Annotated in this window: 18 protein-coding genes and 1 riboswitch; of the genes, 7 read left to right on the forward strand and 11 right to left on the reverse strand. The window is 43.8% G+C overall.

The window, feature by feature from the left end:
- Positions 1–14 precede the first annotated feature (14 nt).
- Complete coding sequence (locus tag FTT86_RS09465) at positions 15–1478, forward strand: phospholipase D-like domain-containing protein (RefSeq protein ID WP_180038788.1); 1464 nt, start codon at positions 15–17, stop codon at positions 1476–1478.
- Between the two features lie 84 nt (positions 1479–1562).
- Here FTT86_RS09465 and FTT86_RS09470 read toward each other — a convergent pair whose 3' ends face one another.
- Positions 1563–2021, reverse strand: coding sequence for a hypothetical protein (locus tag FTT86_RS09470; protein ID WP_044112823.1), 459 nt, complete (start codon positions 2019–2021; stop codon positions 1563–1565).
- Between the two features lie 180 nt (positions 2022–2201).
- Between FTT86_RS09470 and FTT86_RS09475 the strand changes: the two genes are divergently transcribed.
- Positions 2202–2654 carry an RcnB family protein gene (locus tag FTT86_RS09475; protein WP_180181081.1) on the forward strand — a complete coding sequence of 151 codons (453 nt, stop codon included), beginning with the start codon at positions 2202–2204 and terminating at the stop codon, positions 2652–2654.
- A 197-nt stretch (positions 2655–2851) separates the two neighbouring features.
- Here FTT86_RS09475 and FTT86_RS09480 read toward each other — a convergent pair whose 3' ends face one another.
- Complete coding sequence (locus FTT86_RS09480; protein ID WP_180181082.1) at positions 2852–3349, reverse strand: phosphate-starvation-inducible protein PsiE; 498 nt, start codon at positions 3347–3349, stop codon at positions 2852–2854.
- A gap of 174 nt (positions 3350–3523) precedes the next feature.
- Between FTT86_RS09480 and FTT86_RS09485 the strand changes: the two genes are divergently transcribed.
- Positions 3524–3730, forward strand: coding sequence for a hypothetical protein (locus FTT86_RS09485; RefSeq protein ID WP_005261855.1), 207 nt, complete (start codon positions 3524–3526; stop codon positions 3728–3730).
- A gap of 60 nt (positions 3731–3790) precedes the next feature.
- On the opposite strand, the gene FTT86_RS09490 is transcribed toward FTT86_RS09485, so the two are convergent.
- From FTT86_RS09490 to FTT86_RS09500, 3 genes are all read right to left on the reverse strand, one after another.
- On the reverse strand, positions 3791–5572 hold the full coding sequence (locus FTT86_RS09490) for an acyl-CoA dehydrogenase C-terminal domain-containing protein (protein ID WP_005103290.1): 1782 nt from the start codon (positions 5570–5572) through the stop codon (positions 3791–3793).
- A gap of 168 nt (positions 5573–5740) precedes the next feature.
- Positions 5741–7543, reverse strand: coding sequence for an acyl-CoA dehydrogenase C-terminal domain-containing protein (locus FTT86_RS09495; protein ID WP_004278309.1), 1803 nt, complete (start codon positions 7541–7543; stop codon positions 5741–5743).
- Between the two features lie 301 nt (positions 7544–7844).
- Positions 7845–8438 carry a hypothetical protein gene (locus tag FTT86_RS09500; protein WP_005107835.1) on the reverse strand — a complete coding sequence of 198 codons (594 nt, stop codon included), beginning with the start codon at positions 8436–8438 and terminating at the stop codon, positions 7845–7847.
- A gap of 135 nt (positions 8439–8573) precedes the next feature.
- Between FTT86_RS09500 and baeS the strand changes: the two genes are divergently transcribed.
- Both baeS and FTT86_RS09510 read left to right on the forward strand, forming a co-directional pair.
- Complete coding sequence (gene baeS / locus FTT86_RS09505; protein WP_180181083.1) at positions 8574–10226, forward strand: sensor histidine kinase efflux regulator BaeS; 1653 nt, start codon at positions 8574–8576, stop codon at positions 10224–10226.
- A gap of 13 nt (positions 10227–10239) precedes the next feature.
- Positions 10240–10926 carry a response regulator gene (locus FTT86_RS09510; protein WP_004278304.1) on the forward strand — a complete coding sequence of 229 codons (687 nt, stop codon included), beginning with the start codon at positions 10240–10242 and terminating at the stop codon, positions 10924–10926.
- Positions 10927–10970: 44 nt separating this feature from the next.
- Here FTT86_RS09510 and FTT86_RS15920 read toward each other — a convergent pair whose 3' ends face one another.
- The 6 genes from FTT86_RS15920 to FTT86_RS09535 all read right to left on the reverse strand — a co-directional run bounded on the left by FTT86_RS15920 (position 10971) and on the right by FTT86_RS09535 (position 18191).
- The gene (locus FTT86_RS15920) at positions 10971–11456 is read right to left on the reverse strand and encodes a hypothetical protein (protein WP_257229644.1); all 486 of its coding nucleotides are present in this window, start codon (positions 11454–11456) and stop codon (positions 10971–10973) included.
- A 171-nt stretch (positions 11457–11627) separates the two neighbouring features.
- The gene (locus FTT86_RS09515; protein WP_164542768.1) at positions 11628–13073 is read right to left on the reverse strand and encodes a YdiU family protein; all 1446 of its coding nucleotides are present in this window, start codon (positions 13071–13073) and stop codon (positions 11628–11630) included.
- 132 nt (positions 13074–13205) lie between these two features.
- Complete coding sequence (locus FTT86_RS09520; protein ID WP_004647507.1) at positions 13206–14372, reverse strand: acyl-CoA desaturase; 1167 nt, start codon at positions 14370–14372, stop codon at positions 13206–13208.
- A 440-nt stretch (positions 14373–14812) separates the two neighbouring features.
- Complete coding sequence (locus FTT86_RS09525) at positions 14813–15526, reverse strand: glycerophosphodiester phosphodiesterase (protein WP_180087067.1); 714 nt, start codon at positions 15524–15526, stop codon at positions 14813–14815.
- A 142-nt stretch (positions 15527–15668) separates the two neighbouring features.
- Positions 15669–16253: a cob(I)yrinic acid a,c-diamide adenosyltransferase gene (locus FTT86_RS09530; protein ID WP_164542766.1), complete on the reverse strand. Its 585-nt coding sequence runs from the start codon at positions 16251–16253 to the stop codon at positions 15669–15671.
- A gap of 102 nt (positions 16254–16355) precedes the next feature.
- The gene (locus FTT86_RS09535; RefSeq protein WP_180087066.1) at positions 16356–18191 is read right to left on the reverse strand and encodes a TonB-dependent siderophore receptor; all 1836 of its coding nucleotides are present in this window, start codon (positions 18189–18191) and stop codon (positions 16356–16358) included.
- A gap of 37 nt (positions 18192–18228) precedes the next feature.
- Positions 18229–18440: riboswitch (cobalamin riboswitch) on the reverse strand.
- A gap of 145 nt (positions 18441–18585) precedes the next feature.
- Here FTT86_RS09535 and FTT86_RS09540 point away from each other — a divergent pair.
- Together FTT86_RS09540 and trpB are read left to right on the forward strand one after the other, a co-directional pair.
- Complete coding sequence (locus FTT86_RS09540) at positions 18586–19230, forward strand: phosphoribosylanthranilate isomerase (protein ID WP_164542764.1); 645 nt, start codon at positions 18586–18588, stop codon at positions 19228–19230.
- Positions 19211–20455 (forward strand): tryptophan synthase subunit beta, encoded by a 1245-nt coding sequence (trpB, locus tag FTT86_RS09545; protein WP_004732965.1) that lies wholly within the window; start codon positions 19211–19213, stop codon positions 20453–20455. Before FTT86_RS09540 ends, trpB begins: the two co-directional genes overlap by 20 nt.
- Positions 20456–20543 lie beyond the last annotated feature (88 nt).

A 20543-nucleotide genomic window follows, 5' to 3' on the forward strand; every position in this document is an offset into this window, starting at 1 on the left:
TTAGGTTTTTTCTTATGCGTATCTTTCAACGAATTCACAATAAATTAAACTGGTCGAATCGCCGTTATGTGGCTTTGATCATTAGTATGCTGGCCGTGGGTTATCTGGCTTCGGCGATCTACCACACGTATAAGCCTTTGCCGGAAGGTCTGAATTACACAGGCAAACTGCGTCATGCCGAAGTCAAATTTCTGGCCGATCAGACTTATCTGGATGCAGAAGGAAAACAGCATTTAGATCATCGCATTTTTAATGAAATGCTGAAAATGATTGAAGAGGCCAAATCACTGATTGTGCTGGACATGTTTTTATTTAATCAGCAAACCGGTGCATCTACGCAGCAGCATCAGGCACTGAGTCAACAGCTGAGTGATGCTTTAATCAGTAAGCGCCTGCTGCAGCCTGAGGTGGAAATCAAGTTTATTACCGATCCGATTAATTCAGTTTATGGCGGGATTAGATCTGAGCAGTATCGGAAATTACGTCAGCACGGTATTGATGTGATTGAAACCAATCTGACGCCGTTGCGCGCTTCCAATCCAAGCTGGTCCGGCTTCTGGTATATCTGTTGCCAGGGCATTGGCAATAATCCGGAAACAGGCTGGTTGCCAAACCCATTTGGCCCAGAAAAAATTACTCTGCGCAGTTATTTTGATTTATTTAACTTTAAAGCCAATCATCGCAAAACCATGGTGGTGGATACTGATCAAGGCTGGAAAGCACTGGTCACGTCCATGAACCCGCATGATGGCAGTTCACGGCATTCCAATATTGGTTTATTGGTCTGGGGGAGCACAGCTGTGGATATTTTGAAAACAGAACTGTCTGTGGGCATGATGTCACAAGCGAATATGCCAGCCATTGTCGCTGGGGATTTTCAGGCAGACAGTAGCCAGCCACAAGCTCAGGTGCTGACTGAAAAAGCCATTTATGATGCGATTCTGAATCTGATTCAGACCGCGAAAGCCAGTGAACAGATTGATCTGGCAATGTTTTATCTGTCTGAGCGAAAAATTATCAAAAGTCTGATAGCGGCCCATGAACGTGGTGTCAAAGTCCGGATTTTACTCGACCCAAATAAAGATGCCTTTGGCCGTGAAAAGAATGGAATTCCAAATCGGCAGGTGGCTTCAGAATTGCACGAAGCGGGTATAAATGTACGTTGGTGTCATACTCAGGGTGAGCAATGTCATAGCAAGATCCTAATGAAGCGCAATGCTCAGCAAGCTGAAATGATTTTAGGTTCGGCCAATTTTACGGTACGCAATTTGAAAAACTATAATCTGGAAACTAATATGCGCGTGGTGGGTCAGCCTCAGGCCGAAGTCTTCCGGGATGCCCAGCAATATTTTGAGGGTGCATGGTCAAATCTGAATGGCCGTTCTATGAGTGTGGACTACACGCAATATGCAGAAAACTCATTCTTTAAATATTGGCTGTATCGCTTTATGGAATGGAGCGGCTGGTCGACGTTTTGATTTTAAATCCCTCCTGACCCCCCTTTTTTTAAAGGGAGGAAAGTCCCTCTTTGAAAAAGAGGGATTTAGGGAGATTTTTTATTATCAGCTTTTTGATTCTGGATTCGGCGGAACCAACTGATCCAGCTCTTTATCCGTTAATTGATCCAGCTCAGAAATATCTGTTTTAATTTTCCATTGCGCTTCATCATCGACTGGATTTGGTAGACGCGCTTCTAGCCAGTCACATACGACATCGGGCGGGAAATCGGCATGATTACACTGAATCACCCAGCACAAGAAATCTCTGGCGATACCATTCATATACGGTGGTGGAGATACTGGCAGGAACTGCGTCGGAAGACGTTCATTTTTAGAAATATAATTCAGGACATGTCCCAGCTCTTGCACAGTTTGCCAAGCCAGCGGATGATCGACATTGATCTGAAACTTAAACCACCATGCCTGTTTGCCATCTGAACCATAGCTATCAATCCGTTCTTTCTGAACACTCGGCACTTTAGAAAAATATTCATGTAAACGATCGAAATTTAAATCAGACACAGTATTCAACTCGAAACATTAAAAAAAGTAATTTTAGCATAAAGCAGTAGTTTGCCGACGTGCCTGTCAGATTGAAAATAGGCGAGCGCATTACAAAAAATTGCAGCTCCAGCGAGCTTATCCATATTTTCTGCATCTATTTTGTTTAAAATATAAGCAGATTATTCGGAGGAAGCTCAAATGAGAATCGTACTATCGAGTGCAATATTGGCTGCATTGCTATTAGGAGCTTCTGCACAAAGTATGGCTGGCAATGCTTGGGTGGGTTATGGTGGTGTAGATCGATCCACACCGAATTATCGCAGCGCTCCACGATCTTATGATCCACCACGGCGGCATTATCCGCAACGTCCGCTGCCACCAAGACCACATTACCCGCAACGACCACCATATTGGGGCTATCCACCTGCACAGAGTCAAAGTGGATTAAACATTCAGTATCAGGCACCGACCACTATTTATCAAAATTCGAATAGTTATAGCTGGGTCAATGGTGATCCGAATGTTGCCCGGATTGAAAGTTCGAGATATACGGTAATTACCGATTGGCAGCGTTTAGGGTTACCAGCACCACCGCGTGGCAGCTACTGGATTTATGAAAACGGACGCTATGTGCTGGTGCCGAATCGTTAAACTGCTCTAAACTCTGAACGGATAATTCAGTTATAAACGTCAATAACTCAAAAAGACCAAAATAGTTCCCTCTCCTGTGAGGAGATGAGTAGCACTGCTACGCAAGGGAGAGATTGCTTGAGATAAATCTCCCAAAACCCTAAACGAGGCTTAAGTATTACTTTAAGCTGAAGTGCAAAAAAAGAGGGCTTAAAAGACTATGCCAATTCATCATCTTCTGGACGCGGTGTTTTGCCAAGGGGTAATGGCTTTTCACTATGTTTGTCACGAATCACGGATGGATAAGTCCATGAGGCATAGCGCACCACTAATATCGCAAAGGCCAGAATCAGAATCGAACCGGTAATAATCACCAGATCCATGCTGGCTTTATGCGTGTGTTGAATATCTGCAATCAGCAAACGGGTCAGTGCAGTAATGGCAATATAAATCAGGAAACGTACTGGCATATGGTTGGTTTTGAAATAGATGCCGACCATGGCACCAAGTTCCAGATAAATAAACAACAGAAGAATGTCGTCAATGGTGGCGAACTGTTTCACGGTCAGAATGTCAATGACGGTATGGCCAGCGGACCAGATCACCATACAGCCAATAATAAACAGCGCAATATAATGAAAGCTTTCTACAGCAAGATTGCCAAGACGGTCGAGGAGAGCTTCAATTTTTTCAATTTTCGGACGTGATTTAGACATATTATCCTCCTGATTTTTCATGTGAAATAAAGATAGTTGCAGAATAACGTGCAAAGATCATGCACAGAATGATTGAATGAAAAATAAAGATTAAATTATTTGAACTTTTGCGCTTTTTTTAGACTAAATTGCTATATTGTATGGGTGGTAACATTGAATAAATAGGAGAAAAAAGTGTTAGATAAAATTCAAACAAAAATTAGCCAATTAGAAGCCGGAAAAAAATTAATCCTCGGCGTAGGCATTAAGGCTGAAGATATGCAAAAGGTGGTGGAGCTCTGCGAGTCTTTAGAGTCAGAGGGGAATATCAAAATTGTGAATAAACATTCGAATCCGAAAAGCAATAATCAGACGGATACCTTGCTAATTCAAAAAGTTTAATTGTTGCATTTTCATAAAAAACGCCTGCTGATGCAGGCGTTTTTATTGCAGATTTTTAGCTTAAGCTTGAGTCGTGAAATAATCTTCAGAGAAGTTCATGATGACGTCAGAACCTGATTTCACTTTAGTAATGCGTAATGCCAGTTCAGGCAGAATGCGTTGTACAAAGTAACGTGCCAGAGCGATTTTATTTTGATAGAACTCACCGTCTTTATTTTTCGCTGCATTGGTAATGCGCGCGAACATATAAGAGAAGCTCAACAGACCTACAGCGTGCAGATAGTCAACTGCGGTTGCATTCGGGAAGTCATGGCTTTCTCGTGCTGCTTCCAGAATGTACTGAGTCACCGATTCAACTTCAGTTGCTGCATCCAGTGTGGCATCTTTAATAAAGTTTAGATCCGCATCCAGACTATTGGCAAAGTCACGGATTTCAGAGATATATTCAGAGATATATTCGCCGCCACATTTAATGGTTTTGCGGCCGATCAAGTCTTGTGACTGTACACCGTTGGTGCCTTCATAGATCTGGGAAATACGTAGGTCACGGATACATTGCTCCAAGCCCCATTCACGGATATAGCCATGACCACCGAAGACCATTTGTGCATCTAGGGTCGCCTGGAATGCGGTATCCGTTAAATACGCTTTCGCGATTGGTGTTAATAGCGCAACGCGGTCATTGGCTTTTTTCACCGCTTCAGGATCAGTAGAGAATTTGGTGATATCCAGTTGCTGACCTACATAAACTGCAAAGGCACGCGAAGCTTCGTTATTGGCACGTACATTCAGCAGCATACGGCGTACATCACCATGCACCAGAATGCTATCCGCAGGTTTGCTTGGTGACTGAACGCCAGCCGCACTACGACCCTGTAAACGGTCTGTGGCATATTGCGCAGCGTTTTGATAAGCGAATTCAGAAGCACCTAGGCCTTGAATACCCATCGACAGACGTTCGTAGTTCATCATCACGAACATCGCAGCGAGACCTTCGTTTTCTTTACCAACGAGGTAACCTTTGGCACCGTCAAAGTTCATGACACAAGTCGCAGATGCCTTGATCCCCATCTTGTGTTCGATTGAACCTGGGCCGACCGGATTACGCTCGCCGATAGAACCATCTTCATTGACCAAGAATTTCGGTACGATGAACAGAGAAATACCACGAGAGCCAGCAGGGGCATCTGGGGTTTTCGCTAGAACGAGGTGAATAATATTTTCCGCCAGGTCATGATCACCACCCGTGATGAAAATCTTGGTGCCGCTGATGCTATAAGTGCCGTCTTCGTTACGTTCAGCTTTGGTTTTGATAATACCCAAATCAGTACCGGCATGTGGTTCGGTTAAGCACATGGTGCCTGACCACTCACCCGAATAAATTTTAGGTAAATAGGTTTCTTTTTGTGCTTGTGAAGCATAGCTGTTCAGCGCCATGCCCGCACCAACAGAAAGCAATGGATACAGCATGAAAGACGGGTTGGTGGCAAACAGCATTTCATCAGAAAGTACCGTTAGCATTTTCGGCATTTCCTGGCCGCCCCATTCCATATCTGCGCCCAGACCAATCCAGCCACCTTCTGCATATTGTTTGAACGCTTCTTTAAAGCCAGCAGGTGTGGTCACATTACCATTTTCAATTTTTGCGCCTTCTTCATCGCCGGTACGGTTCAGAGGAAGCATGACGTTTTGAGAAAATTTTGCCATTTCTTCAAGAATCGCTTCTGCTGTCGCAGCATCCAGATGCGCTAGATTTTCATTGGCCTGCCAGAATTGTTCTGCATTGAAGACATCGTTCAGGATGAATTTCATATCGGCAAGTGGCGCGTTATAAATTGGCATGGTGTGTCACCTGTTTATTGTTTGATTAAATGAGTTTTAATCAGTCTAAAACACTCAAAATCTGAATGTTAGACGACTAAAGGTTAATTCTGTAACTCTTTATAAAGAAAAAGGACTGCCTGTTGATTGACCGTCCTTTTTCTGAAATGTAGCTAGTCTGAGACTAACTTAGAATGCAAAGTGTTCCGCATCCAGGTTCATCAATGGCTCTACACCTGTCGCAATCACTTCAACGTGTGAACGAACGCGTGGCAGGATTTTCTTGAAGTAGAAGCGTGCTGTCGTCACTTTGGCATTGTAGAAATCAACCTCAGTGGTGCCCGCAGCCAGTTGCTCCTGAGCAACCAATGCCATACGTGCCCATAGGTAAGCTAGAGTGACATAACCAGAGAAGTAGAGGTAATCGACTGCAGCCGCACCCACTTCTTCAGGGTTTTGCATCGCGCGCATACCAATCTGCATGGTCAGATCGCCCCATTCTTTGTTCAAGGCAGCCAATGGTTCAACGAATTCTTTCATTGCAGCATTGTCTTTGTGCGCTTCAGCAAATTTATGGATGATCTTGGTGAAGTCTTTCAACATTGCACCTTGCGTACCCAATACTTTACGGCCTAACAAGTCTAGTGCCTGAATTTCAGTGGTACCTTCGTACAGGCAAGCAATACGTGTATCACGTACGATCTGCTCCATACCGTGCTCAGAAATAAAGCCATGACCACCGAATACCTGAACACCGTGTTTCGCAGCTTCAGAACCGGTTTCAGTCAGGAATGCTTTTGCGATTGGTGTTAGCAATGACAGGATGTTGTCTGCAAATTTACGGTCTGCTTCTTCTGCAGCATGTTCAACCACGTCAGCATATTGTGCTAACAGGTAAACCAGTGCACGACCACCTTCTGCATATGCTTTTTGAGTTAAAAGCATGTTACGTACCGCAGGATGCACAATAATTGGATCTGCTTCTTTTTCAGGTGCTTTAGGACCAGAAAGAGAGCGCATTGCCAGACGATCTTTTGCGTATGCAAGCGCGCCTTGGAATGAACCTTCAGATGCTGCAAGACCTTGAACTGCTGTACCGATACGTGCTGTGTTCATGAACGTGAACATGCAGTTCAAGCCGCGGTTTTCAGGTCCAATCAGGAAGCCTTTAGCATTGTCAAAGTTGATGACACAAGTCGCGTTACCATGGATACCCATCTTGTGTTCGATCGAACCACAACGTACGCCGTTACGCTCGCCAATAGAACCGTCAGCATTCAGGTTGAATTTTGGCACGATGAATAATGAGATACCTTTGGTACCTTTCGGTGCACCTGGCAGACGAGCAAGTACGATATGGATAATGTTCTCTGCCATGTCGTGTTCACCAGCAGAGATAAAGATCTTCTCGCCAGAGATTGCGTAGCTACCGTCCGCTTGTGGTTCAGCTTTAGTACGGATAATACCCAAGTCAGAACCCGCATGAGATTCAGTTAAGCACATGGTACCCGTCCATTCACCTGAAACCAGTTTAGGCAGGTAAGCGTCTTTTTGTTCAGCTGAACCATGATGTTCTAAAGTACGAACCGCACCGTGAGACAGGCCAGGGTACATGCCCCATGCCCAGTTCGCAGTACCCACCATTTCAGAAATCGCGATACCTAAAGAGTTCGGTAAGCCTTGACCGCCGTATTGTTCTTCAGCAGAAAGAGAAGGGAAGCCAAGCTCGATGTATTTTTGGTACGCTTCTTTAAAGCCAGTCGGAGTCGTAACAACGCCGTCATTCCAGGTACAGCCTTCACGGTCACCGGTCTGGTTGATCGGAGACAATTCGTTTTCACAGAAGTCGGCCGCAGCTTCTAAGTACTGATCTACCAGCTCACGGCTTACGTTTTCTTGGAATGCAGGGAGATTTGCATAGTGTTGTTCAGCATTTAATAATTCATGCAACACAAATTGCATATCACGTAAAGGCGCTTTGTATTGTGGCATATCGGTTTCCTCAATACTGGTTGAACCAGCGTTATAATCTTAGATGAACTAAAACCTGTCTTCACTGACACGGTTTGGAATGATCTAATCGTGCAACAACTTCCCCTGCGGTACAAGCTTTTCGGGGTGTTTTCTTGGTGACTGTAAAGTCAAAGATTAATCTGCATGACGCATTAAAGGTCTTGAGTATAAAGACTTTAGCCATATTCTGCAGGAAACGAATAGTCAACTGTATGCATGAAAGAGCACGCAATAAAAAAGCACCCGAAGGTGCTAGTCGTGAAGCCTTGATTCCTATGCATTAATAGGTAGAGGCTGTGGGCTGGAAACGGACATGACATTTGCCATTGATGGTTTGTTCGCTCATCTTGATCTGTGCAGCAGTCCCGTCTTTTTTGCCTTGACAGGCTTGCAGCATGGCTTGTTGATGTGCCTGACGTTGAGCGAGGCGCTGATCAAACTGTTTAGTCAATTCTGCACGTTTGGCATCCGTCAAGACTTCACCGTGCATCATGCCTCTACGCATATCGGCACGCATTGGACGATGCTCAGCTTTCATGTCGCGATGGCTTTTCATCTCTTTATGATCTGCTTTAAAGACCATCTTGCAGGTGCCGTCTATGGTTTTATCGCCAGTCTTGATTTGAACAGCCGAGCCCACAGCTTTATTGTCGCAGGCCTGTTGAAGCTGTTTGGCAAACTGCATGCGTTCTGCACGCTTTGCCTTAAACTGTTCACGCTGTTCGGGAGTTAGATGCTGTTTTTTGCCTTCATGATGTTTCATCATATGGGGGTGATCATTGTTTGGGACATTACTGGTGGATTGACAGGCAGTCAACGCACCCATTGATAAAACACTTGCACTGATTAAAGCTATTTTTGTCATGGTTTGCATTGTATTTATCCCCGTCAAGAAGCTGATTCTATGTCAGATAAAGATTAAACAATAAAGATGAAGAAACAATGAAGAGTTTTTTGCTGCGGTGTTCGCTACAATAATGAATATAGAAGAAAAATTGAGATTTCTATTTTGAACATTCGCCGCATTCCCATTGCATTACGTCTATTTTTGACCGTGCTGTTGACCACGCTGGTCATTACCACGGTAAGTCTGGGTGTATTGCATCTGAATATGCAGCGTAATTTCGCCCGTTATGTGGCTGATGTCGAAATGCAGAAGCTGGATTATGTGATTGAAAATCTGGCAGATGTCTATGCAGTCTATCAGGACTGGGGCAATGCGATTCAGGCACAGATCCTCCAGATGGAAGGTGAAGCCGCACCGGATGATTATGACCGTTTGTCACGCTGGTGGTTACGCCGTCAGTATGATATTGCCTTGCAGCAGCGTTATTTTCAGGAACAGACTCTGGCTCAGGTCGCACCCAGTATGGTAGATCCGGCGCTGCCACAACGTCAGGTCAATGAAGAAGAATTACGTGTGCTGGCATCTAATTTGCCTTCACAGTTTCAGCCCTTTGAAGGCTTGAAATTCCCGCTCAGCTCCAATCAGAATCTGTTTAGGGCTGATCGCAAGAATGGGGAACAGCCAGCACAGCAGCCGACCGGCAAGAAACAGTTTATCCAGATGCCGGATCGTCTTGGTCTCAGTTCACGTCTTTCTCTGTATGATGCCAAGCGTCGTTTTGTGGTCGGTGAGGCTTCGGATGAGCAGGTCTCTTATCGCCCAATTATGGTGAATAACCAGATTGTCGGCTATTTGGGCTTAAAACCGGTTCTGGATCAGGATGATGCGCTCAGTATTAATTTCTTCAGTAACCAGAAGCGTTATTTATTTCTGGTCTATGCACTCAGTATTTTGGCGAGTCTGATTGCCTCCCTGTTATTGGCGACTTATTTTAAAAAGCCGATTCAACGTCTGCTCAATGGTACACGTGCCTTGACCCAAGGAAATTATCAATATCAGGTGAAAGTGAACCGGAATGATGAATTAGGTGATTTATCCAATGAATTAAATGCATTGGCGGTGATTCTGGATCAGCATGAAACCTCACGCCGTCAGTGGGTGGCAGATACTTCGCATGAGTTAAAAACCCCATTGGCAGTGTTGCAAGCACAGATTGAAGCGATGCAGGACGGAATCCGTAAACCAACGCCTGAACATTTTGCTTCCATGTTGGCTCAGGTGAATAGCCTGAAAAAACTGACCCAAGATCTGGCAGCATTGGCACAGGTCGATGCCCAGCAATTGCAATTCTATTTCTCGACAGTGAATCCGTGGGAGGTGGTGCAGCAGGAACTTATTAACTTCCAGCCGAACTTTGAGCAGGCTGAATTGACGGTTACTGCAGATGGCGAAGGGACTGAGTTAAATCTGGATCTGGATCGTTTTAAACAGATTGTGGCGAACTTGCTCAGTAACAGTATTCGCTATACTGAAGCAGGCGGGCAGGTGCATATTCACACCACGCAAGATGATAAAGAATGGACCTTATATATCGATGATAGTCCATTTGGCCTGACTGATGAACAACTGGCGCGTATTGGCGAGCGTTTCTACCGTGTCGATGATTCGCGTACCCGAGCGACTGGCGGAACCGGACTGGGTTTGGCATTATCATGTAAAATTACGCAGGCGCTGGGCGGCAGCTTAAGCTTTGCACATTCACCACTGGGTGGTTTACGATGCAAGCTGAGCTTTCCTAAACAAATGAAACCATGAAGGGAATAGATTGATGAAACATGTCATGCTGGTTGAAGATGAAATCGAACTTGCACAGTTGGTGCGAGACTATCTGGAAGCTGCTGGTTTTGAGGTCAGTATGTTTCATGATGGGCAGGAAGCATATAACAGTTTTACCCAGCGTAAACCGAGTCTGATGATTCTGGACTTGATGGTGCCGCGTATGGACGGCCTGACCATTTGCCGTAAGGTGCGTGAACAGTCGGATTTACCGATTATTATGGTGACTGCACGTACTGAAGAAATTGACCGTGTGTTGGGTCTGAATATGGGTGCAGATGATTATCTCTGTAAACCATTTAGTCCGAAAGAACTGGTCGCGCGTGTACAGGCTGTGTTACGTCGTCTGGATCGTAAATCAGAACCGGAAAGCAATGATTTATTCCGTATGGACAAATCACAACAGCGCATCTGGTATCAACAAAAAGCCTTGAATTTAACGCCGACCGAATTCCGTTTACTGGAGTTATTCCTGGAACATGTCGGACAGGTATATTCACGTGCGCAATTGCTGGATCATATTAATCCGGACAGTTTTGATGTGGCTGACCGTGTCATTGACAGTCATATCAAGAATTTACGCCGTAAGATTTCAGATGCGGCTGAAACCGGTAACCGTCATGAGTGGATTCAGGCGGTGTATGGTGTGGGATACCGTTTTGAATATCCTGAAGATTGATTAAAAAATAAATGTGGATGTTATTATTAACCATCCACATTTATTTAAACTTGTACTTTCAGAAAATATAAATCGTTAATCTGGTCCCATAAAAACTCATAGTCTTGCATGAGTGTAATATCGTTTCCGTAAGGCTTAGGAGTTCTATAACTTAATATTGTTCCTTCTTTGTACGTACTTTTATGCCTGAAATCAAAATCACGGGTATCATCCGAATATTTTATTTGGTTGCAATAGTGGGCATGATCAGTTGCGAGAATGAAATAACAAATGTCGCTTCCATTTCTCTTGTAAAGTTCTAAATTTGAAAGATCTTTAAAGACATCGTAACGGTTGTTAGGTTCCCGATGGTTACTTTTCTTAAAGAATTTTAGTTCTATAGCAGCACAAGTTTGATGATCACCATCTTGATAACGAATTAAAATATCAATTCTTGCTCGCTCAGATTGACTCTTAATACTCGTTGTTTTTAAAGGTAAAAATGTTTCAAACTCTAAATGGAATTTGTCGCTTGACCTAAACTCATACAACTGCCCAAGTGTTTTTAAAATATGTCATAATTCTAATTGGAAAGCACTTTCGTTATGTGTAATTAATCCTCCAAATGCGAGTTTGTGAGTAAGCAGCTTATATGCTGTTTCAATAATTTCATGTGTCAATTTAGTTTGATCAATTTTTTGCATGTTTTTTGAGTCTATTTATTAAGACGAACAACTCACCATCACTTCAGGCACATCACTTGGCAATGGCGCTAAATCTTCAGGCTGTTCCAAATCGGGCTGTTTCAGGTAAGGCTGACTGAGTAATTTAAACAGACGGTCTACTTCAGAAAAATCATCCCGCTCTGCCAGTTCAATGGCTTTCTGTGCCATATGATTCCGCAGAATATAATGCGGATTGGCCAGTTGCATGGCGGCATCCAATTCTTCTATATCCTGGTGTTCACGGATAGATCCATATTGCGCCAGGAATGCTTCAAACTGGCGTCGGTCCAGACAATCATCTTTAAGGGCTTCATAGTCTTTATTTTGCAACCCGATAAAACTCTGGGTATAGTCTAGTTGCTCACTTTGCAAAATTCGCAGAAAGGCCATAGCGCAGTCAAAACTGTCTTTATGGAAACTTGGCAAGCCCATTTTCTGGTTTAAACCATGTTTATAATGTTCCAAGAATGTTGGTTCATAATGCTCCAGACATGCAGCTAAATCCTGTTTCCATTGTTCTTTCTCATAATCTGTAGGGCAGAGCGGGACCAGATTGTTTAACCATTGCCACAAATTCCAATGTCCGATACTTGGCTGCTGCTGATAGGTATAACGCCCTTGATAATCCGAGTGGTTATTGATCCAGTTCGGACGGAAGCGCTCCATAAAGCCATAAGGACCAAAGTCCAAAGTTGAACCGGTAATATTCAGGTTGTCAGTATTCATCACGCCATGTGCAAAACCAACCAGTTGCCATTTGGCAATCATCACCGCAGTGCGCTGAATAACTTTTGTGGCAAAGCTCAGAATCGGCTGTTCGGCTTGCAGGCATTCTGGATAATGCCATTCGATACATTTCTGGGTAAATTCAGCTAGTAGATCTGGCTGATACTGATTGATCCATTCAAAATGGCCGAAACGGATATGACAGTCTGAAGTACGCAACATCATCGCGCCCGGCTCTAGCTTCTCACGCTGAATACCTTGGATTGATGAAGTAAAACCAACTGCATTACTGGATGCTACACCTAAAGCATTTAAGGCATGACCTGCCAGATACTCACGAATGACTGAACGCAGTACTGCACGACCATCGCCCATGCGTGAATAAGGCGTTGCACCAGCACCTTTTAAATGCAGGTCAATGGTCTGCTGGTTCTGATCCAGAATTTGCGCAATCAACAACCCGCGACCATCTCCCAACTGTCCTGCCCATTGTCCAAACTGATGACCTGCATAGACCATAGCCAAGGGTTCAAATTCAGTAAAAACTTTCTGACCACTACAAATCTCGACCCATTGCGCCTTGTCTTCATCCGACCATTGCAGTTGCTCTGCTAAAGCTGCATTAAAATGTCCGGCTTTCGCACCTTTTAACGGCAGCGGAACTTGATGGTGATAGAGGCGGGCGGGCAGTGTTTGATAGCGAGAGTTAAAATACATGGCATCAGTACAGGATTGGAATAAATTTACTATAACAAAGATAGCTGTATAAAACTGTTGTATAAGCGAGAGTTCACGTTATCTTTCGGACATAAAAAAAGCCCCAATCGGGGCTTTAGTGTTCAACAGCTTTTATTGAGAAACTGCAGATTTTTTCAAATTACGAACCAGTAGATTCAAGGTTTGACGATGATGAGAAAGACGCTGTTCAACCAGCTGGAATTCAACTTTCAGCTTGTCATCCATCTGATGGATTTTTTCAGCCATCGATGCTTTCTTGACCTGAATTTCCTGTTCTTTCAGCTTCGCCCAGTCATTTAAAGTTTGGGTAAATGCATCATATTCCTGTGCGATCTTGGTTTTTACCGCCGAGATATCTTCAGAAACATCATGGCCATATACCGCAAGATCCTGTTCAGCATATTTAAACTTCATTGCCAATTCCGCTTTTTTGATATTAAAGCTAGGAATGCGGCGCAAGTTTTTAGCTAAACCAAGTTTAGAACAAGTCCAGATCAACCATTTAGTTGGATCGTATTGCCACCATTTTACGCCGTTACGGTAATCGTATTGGAAAATATGGTGATAGTTATGATAACCCTCACCCCAAGTTGCAACCGCGAGTACGAAGTTGTCACGTGCAGTATTTTCATCGGTATAAGGACGATTTCCCCACATGTGGCATAGCGAGTTAATGAAGAAGGTTACATGATGGCTCAGGATTAAACGCATTAATCCACCCAACAGCAATACGCCCCAGACATCGCCGACTGCCCAGCCAATTGGCAATAAAATCGCGGCATGAACAGCTATTACTAAAGGAACGTAGTATTTGTCCTGAAACATCACCACTTTGTCTTTTAACAGATCTGGCGCATTTTTATAGTTGGCAGCACCAGATGGATAATCACGTAACATCCAGCCAATATGTGCGTACCAGAAGCCTTTATTGATCGAGTACGGGTCTTGATCAACATCATCGACATGACGGTGATGGGTACGGTGACCAGATGCCCAGAATAAAATACTATTCTGTACAGCAAATGTACCCATAATCATCAAGATGATTTTTAATGGTAAAGTGGCTTCATAAGCACGATGTGCCCACAGGCGATGGTATCCTGCTGTAATGCCGAGGCTGCTTACGCCCAGTAAAACAAACATACTGATCCAAGCGGCAGCGCTAAAATCATGGTGATACGCATACAACGGAATCGCAATCAGGGCTACAATCGGTAAAAATACCAATGCAAACACAGCAATCCAGTTGATGGGGGCTTTGGGTAAGGGAGCATTCATCTCCAACAGCACTCCTAGAACCTCGGAAGGTATAACAAAAAGCAGAAACTACTGTTGGTTTTAACAGCAGCCTATCTTGTCCATATTAGCATGTGCCCTAAGGCATCACTAGCATTATTGTACGGTTGTATTGTACTTGTCGGTAACAGAATTAGTAGGGCAGAAGTGACCATTTTGCGAGCGTAGACGGGTTCTGATTTCCTACTAAGTGACTGAGGATTATCACTCTTTCAGAAAATGGAAACCGAATGAATCAGAGGAAAATGGTTGTTCATAATTTCTACAATATTATCAGCAAATTTGCGGAATATAGATGTTGGACAACTTTATTTCACTTTCAAATAAAATCTGATTAAGGACGATTCACGCTTTCCTTATTGTATTATCGACATGAACTGGATCAAGAAATACCTAGATCAATCAAGGCTAAGAGAGATTATTTAGAGTTGTTGTAGCATCAATTTTGGATAATCGGTAATCAGCCCCTGAACCCCCCAGTCTCGCAGTTGTTTGGCACGGGTGACATCATTCACTGTCCAGACACTGATATTCAACTCGGCAGCCTGAGTGGCTTGAATCAGGTCTTTACTGGCTAGTTCATCCATCCAGCCAATATGACAGCATCCCAGTTCCAGCGCCTGATCAATAGCTTGATGTTTGACATCGGTTTCAACCAATAAACCGCGTTTTAAACGTGAGTTTTGCTGTTTGAAAGCATCCAAAATTTTGGCATCAAAGCTAGTAATAATGGCTGCTTGTTCATAGCCTTGCAGTTGTTGTTCGACTTCAAACGCGATTTTTTCAGCTGCCTCTTCAGATGCTACGCTTTTAATTTCGACTTCAATATGCTCAAAATTTCGAATGACATTTAAGGTTTGATCGAGCAGTGGGGTTGCTTCGATTTTATTCCATTCTGACCAGGCCATTGCGTGATTATATTGGGTAAGATCTTGACGGTTACACTCATATAGATGCTTCTGCAAACCGGTGGTACGCACAAAGTCGTCATCATGCATGATAATTAAAGCGTTGTCTTTAAGCTGACGGACATCAAACTCAACGGCGCGAATGCCGATCTCCTGAATATATTGAAAACCGCCCAAGGTATTTTCAGGGGCTTCGCCACGTGCACCACGATGTCCAATTATGCGCATAAGATGCTCATGAGTGGGAAAGTTAAGTTCATTTTGCGAGGGCTACGTGACAGAAGGATGACACATTCTATTTTCGTCAGATGCTCTGTAAAATCAAGAGACATCTGACGTGTATTTTTAGATGCTAACTTGAAACATAATTTTACTTTTCGATGCTGTCATTGATATTTTTTTGCCATAGTATTTCGGAGCCGCCCTCAGCACGTTGCAGGGTGCGTGATGCGACAAATAACCAGTCCGATAAACGGTTAAGTAGTTGCAGTGACGCTGCCTGAATATTTTGGTCACGGTGATGCACGGACATCACGCTGCGTTCTGCGCGACGGCAGACTGCACGCGCCTGATGGGCAAAGCTGCACACCAGCGTTCCGGCAGGCAGAATAAAGTCTTTTAACATCGGCAACGCTTCATTCATGCGGTCGATATCATTTTCCAGAAACTCAATCGATACCGGTTGCACCAGATTAAAATCTGGAATACATACTTCACCACCCAGATCAAATAGCCAGTGCTGGATCAGGCTTAAAGATTTATCCCAAGTAGCTTGATCTTCAATGTTACTTGCTGAAATTTGTGCACGTAATACGCCAATCACGGCATTTAGTTCGTCGACATCACCGAGTGCTGTGATACGCAAATCATCTTTGGCAACACGTGAGCCATCACCGAGTCCTGTGGTACCTGAATCGCCTGTGCGGGTGTAGATTTTGCTTAAACGGTGGCCCATATGTGTTCCTTGAATTTTTAATGAAGATAATAAAAAAGGATAATGTCGGTCATAACATTATCCATAAACTGCGCTGTTTTAAAGTTTTTTGCTGTTTAGAGCTTAGTATTTAAAGGTGATGCCTGCAGAAGCGAGACGGCCACCGTTCACATAGTACTGGTCGCCAGCGCTATGCACAGTTTTGTATTTCACATCACCGACATTTTCAATGTTAGTAAACAGTTTAACTGTTGGATTAATATTCCAATATGCATTTAAGTCAACACGTGCATAACCTGGAATATCACGACTAAAGTCCTTCGCTTTCGATTTTGCTACCAGTGCAGCACTTAAACCGTAATCGGCATTTTGTAGACCTGTCGATACAGTGAATGACTGACGAGGGCGACGTAATAGCTCTGAATTCTGTTTCGTATCTTCAGTTTTGACATAAGTGTAACCGGCATTAATAAAGAACTGATCTTTTGCCCATTGTGCCGTCAATTCGCCGCCAGTCATCTTGGCTTCATCAATGTTTTGGTTTTGGTAAACAGTAGTTGGAAGCCACTCTTCCCCACAATCAATAATACATTCCGAATTAATTAAATTATCGACTTCCGTATAGAAAGCGGAAGCACCTACTAAAATATTTAATGGAAGTTTTTGATCTATCCCCATTTCATACGAAATGCTTTCTTCAGGCTTCAGTTGATCATTGCCGCCAAAAGCATACATATCATTTAAAGTCGGTGCCTTAAATGCTGAACCAATATTGGTATAAATGCTGGTATTAGGGAGCAGTTGATAACGGATACCACCTTGTGCAACGGTATGTGAGCCAAATTTTTCGTTATCTTCGACACGCACACCCACCTGAGTGCTTAAGCTATTTGTCTGATACTGATGCTGAATATAGTAGCCTGTTGAATTAATATCTTCATCAATAGCCTGGGTTTTTGCATCGGTATTACGCTGGGTAATGCCCAGTAAAACATTTTGTGCTGCTGTGAAATTCCATTTGCCATAGATTTCTGCTTCTTGCGTGGTGCTATGTACAAAGCTGCTTGATGTGACCTGATCTAAGTCATCTTTAAACTGAGATAGACGTGCATTAATTTCAGTGGCTTGTGTTGGGTTAATACGACCTTTTAAGTTTACAATTTTATTTTCAAAATCTTGGCTGGAAAATGCACCCCAATTACTGTATTGGACATTTCCTGAGTTTTGACTGTAATCGAGTGATGTCGCATAACGCTCTTTTTCAATACCGAATTTTGCACTATAGCCTTTTTGATCATAACTATAGTCACGGGTGTCATTGATATTGAATACAGGTGTACCGTCAGTTTCTAATACTTGACCGCGAATTTGTGCATACACCCCATTTTCTGCCAAGTCAGCACCAATAATTGATTTGTAGGTTTGATTTTCACCAATTTCACCTGTAACAAAAGCACCCGTTTTTTCAGGTGTTTTTGTTACAAACTGCACTACACCACCAATTGCGTCTGTACCATAAAGCACAGACGCAGGGCCTTTTAATACTTCAATCTGTTTAAGATCAGTGGTGTCTAAAAAAGGAATAGACGCTGCACCTGTGGTGGCTGTATTTAAACGAACACCATCACGTAGTACTAAAACTTGATTGGAATTGGTACCGCGTAAAAAAATAGAAGTTTGCTGGCCATAACCACCCGATTGCACGACATTAATACTTGGGTCTGTTTTGAGTAAATCTGGTAGTGCTTTAAGAGGTGATTGCTTAAGAATTACAGGTTCAATAATCGAAATACGCGCTGGTACATTTTCAATGTTTTCTGCAGAGCGAGTTGCCGTGACCACAATGGTATCTAAAGATGCTTTCGCAACTTTTTGCTCGTTAGCAAAAACAGATGAAGTGGTACCCAACGCAAGTGCGATCGCACCTACCAAGGCAGTAGGTTGACAATGAAGTGACATGTTAAAGCTCCCTACATTCACTTCCCCGTGAATGATTGAGTTATAGAACACAACAAGCAGGTTTCCGGACTTAAATGTGCAAAGCAGCGACTTTGCTGTATATCCACCTTCCCACATCAAGATGCAGTGGTGTAAACCGAAGAGTTTAAATTGATAGACGTTTCATTTTTTACCGTTGCGGGGGCAGTGCTGGATTTACACCAGCTTCCCTAAAGCCTGAAGGCTTGGACTTGCTGCAAAGTGAGCGCAGTATAAAGTTTGTATGCCTTATAAACAATCTGCATCGAGAATAATCCGGATGAACTTTTACGCAAGTCAGAAAAATTGCATTACAATGATTTGCCCCAATCTTACAGATTGTTCAATACATTGGTAGATCTAGAGCCAACATAATATGCGAACCCGTGCCAAAATTTGTGGAATCACCCGAGTTGAAGATGTACATGCCGTAGCCAATGCTGGCTGTGACGCGATAGGATTTGTGTTTTATCCACCGAGTCCGCGGCATGTCACTTTAGAGCAGGCTGAAATCCTGATCCGGGCGGTTCCGGCGTATGTACAGGCGGTGGGTTTATTTGTGAATAGTCACGCAGATGAAATCCAGGCGATTTTAAATAAAATACCGCTGGATATTTTACAATTTCATGGCGATGAAACACCTGAACAGTGTCAGGCCATCGCCCAGCAGGTCGGACGCCGTTGGTATAAAGCCATTCAGGTAAAACCTGATCTGGATGCAGTCGCAGAAATTCAAGGTTATCAAGATGCAGGCGCAAGCGCAGTGCTATTAGATGCATGGCATCCTGATCTGAAAGGTGGCACAGGGCACAGCTTCGATTGGGACACATTTCCCAAACTCAATATTCCCTTGATCTTGGCAGGCGGTTTAAATCCTGACAATATTGAACAGGCAATTCTCACCACACAGGCGTATGCCGTCGATGTGAGTGGCGGTGTCGAGTCCGCAAAAGGTATTAAAGACCAACAACTCATAGAACGCTTTATGCAAGGAGTCCATCGTGGATCAGCAAAGTACTAGCCAGAACAGTCAGGCAGTTGACTATACCCAATTCCCGGATGAACGCGGGCATTTCGGTATTCATGGCGGACGTTTTGTGTCAGAAACACTCATGGCGGCTTTAGAAGACTTGGAAAAGCTCTATTTCCGTATGAAAGATGATGCGCAGTTTTTGGCAGAATTTGACCGTGACATGGCGTTTTACGTCGGTCGTCCGAGTCCTTTATATCATGCTGAACGATGGTCGAAAGAGTTGGGTGGCGCACAGATTTACCTGAAACGTGAAGACCTGAACCATACCGGTTCGCACAAAGTAAATAACACAATCGGTCAGGCCTTACTGGCGAAGCTTTCCGGCAAGAAACGTATTATTGCCGAAACAGGTGCAGGCCAGCATGGTGTAGCAACGGCAACAATTGCAGCACGTTTAGGTCTTGAATGTGTAGTATTCATGGGCGCAGACGATGTAAAACGTCAGGCGATGAACGTCTACCGTATGCGTTTATTAGGCGCGACGGTTGTGCCGGTAGAAAGTGGCTCTAAAACCTTAAAAGATGCCATGAATGAAGCCATGCGTGACTGGGTGACCAATGTTGATTCAACTTATTACGTGATTGGTACTGTGGCAGGTCCACACCCATATCCGCAACTGGTTCGTGATTTCCAGTCGATCATTGGTCGTGAAGCACGCCGTCAGATTCTGGAACAGGCTGGCCGTTTACCAGATGCCCTGGTAGCATGTGTCGGTGGTGGATCTAATGCAATGGGCTTGTTCTATCCATTCCTGAATGACCAAGATGTGAAAATGTACGGCGTTGAAGCAGCAGGTCATGGGATTGAATCAGGTAAACATTCTGCGCCATTGAATGCCGGTCATGTCGGTGTTCTGCATGGTAACCGTACTTATCTGATGTCGGATGCGCAAGGCCAGATCATCGAAACACATTCAATTTCTGCAGGTCTGGATTATCCGGGTGTGGGTCCGGAACATAGTTTTCTGAAAGATATGGATCGCGTGAAATACGTGCCGATCAATGATCAGGAAGCTTTACAGGGTTTCCGCGACTTGACCAAGATTGAAGGCATTATTCCGGCGTTAGAAAGCGCACATGCTATGGCTTATGTCACTAAACTTGCACCGACCATGGACAAGGATCAGATTATTATTGCGACGGTTTCAGGTCGTGGTGATAAAGACTTGATGACTGTGGCACGCATTGATGGGGTAGAAATGGTTGAGATGTAAGTTCCTTAAAGTCCTCTCCTTGCAGGAGAGGGTTTGGGAGAGGTTATTTCAATAAAAAATCGTGCTAAGTTTTCTTAGCACGATTTTT

Source organism: Acinetobacter sp. YH01021 (assembly GCF_013420255.1).
GTDB lineage: Bacteria > Pseudomonadota > Gammaproteobacteria > Pseudomonadales > Moraxellaceae > Acinetobacter.

Coding starts and splice junctions, on each gene's coding strand:
- FTT86_RS09465 (WP_180038788.1), top strand. CDS start 15: ATGCGTATCTTTCAACGAATTCACAATAAATTAAACTGGTCGAATCGC.
- FTT86_RS09515 (WP_164542768.1), bottom strand. CDS start 13,073: ATGTATTTTAACTCTCGCTATCAAACACTGCCCGCCCGCCTCTATCAC.
- FTT86_RS09530 (WP_164542766.1), bottom strand. CDS start 16,253: ATGGGCCACCGTTTAAGCAAAATCTACACCCGCACAGGCGATTCAGGT.
- FTT86_RS09510 (WP_004278304.1), top strand. CDS start 10,240: ATGAAACATGTCATGCTGGTTGAAGATGAAATCGAACTTGCACAGTTG.
- FTT86_RS09490 (WP_005103290.1), bottom strand. CDS start 5,572: ATGCCAATTTATAACGCGCCACTTGCCGATATGAAATTCATCCTGAAC.
- FTT86_RS09540 (WP_164542764.1), top strand. CDS start 18,586: ATGCGAACCCGTGCCAAAATTTGTGGAATCACCCGAGTTGAAGATGTA.
- FTT86_RS09535 (WP_180087066.1), bottom strand. CDS start 18,191: ATGTCACTTCATTGTCAACCTACTGCCTTGGTAGGTGCGATCGCACTT.
- FTT86_RS09480 (WP_180181082.1), bottom strand. CDS start 3,349: ATGTCTAAATCACGTCCGAAAATTGAAAAAATTGAAGCTCTCCTCGAC.
- FTT86_RS09520 (WP_004647507.1), bottom strand. CDS start 14,372: ATGAATGCTCCCTTACCCAAAGCCCCCATCAACTGGATTGCTGTGTTT.
- FTT86_RS09495 (WP_004278309.1), bottom strand. CDS start 7,543: ATGCCACAATACAAAGCGCCTTTACGTGATATGCAATTTGTGTTGCAT.
- FTT86_RS09525 (WP_180087067.1), bottom strand. CDS start 15,526: ATGCGCATAATTGGACATCGTGGTGCACGTGGCGAAGCCCCTGAAAAT.
- FTT86_RS09500 (WP_005107835.1), bottom strand. CDS start 8,438: ATGCAAACCATGACAAAAATAGCTTTAATCAGTGCAAGTGTTTTATCA.
- FTT86_RS09475 (WP_180181081.1), top strand. CDS start 2,202: ATGAGAATCGTACTATCGAGTGCAATATTGGCTGCATTGCTATTAGGA.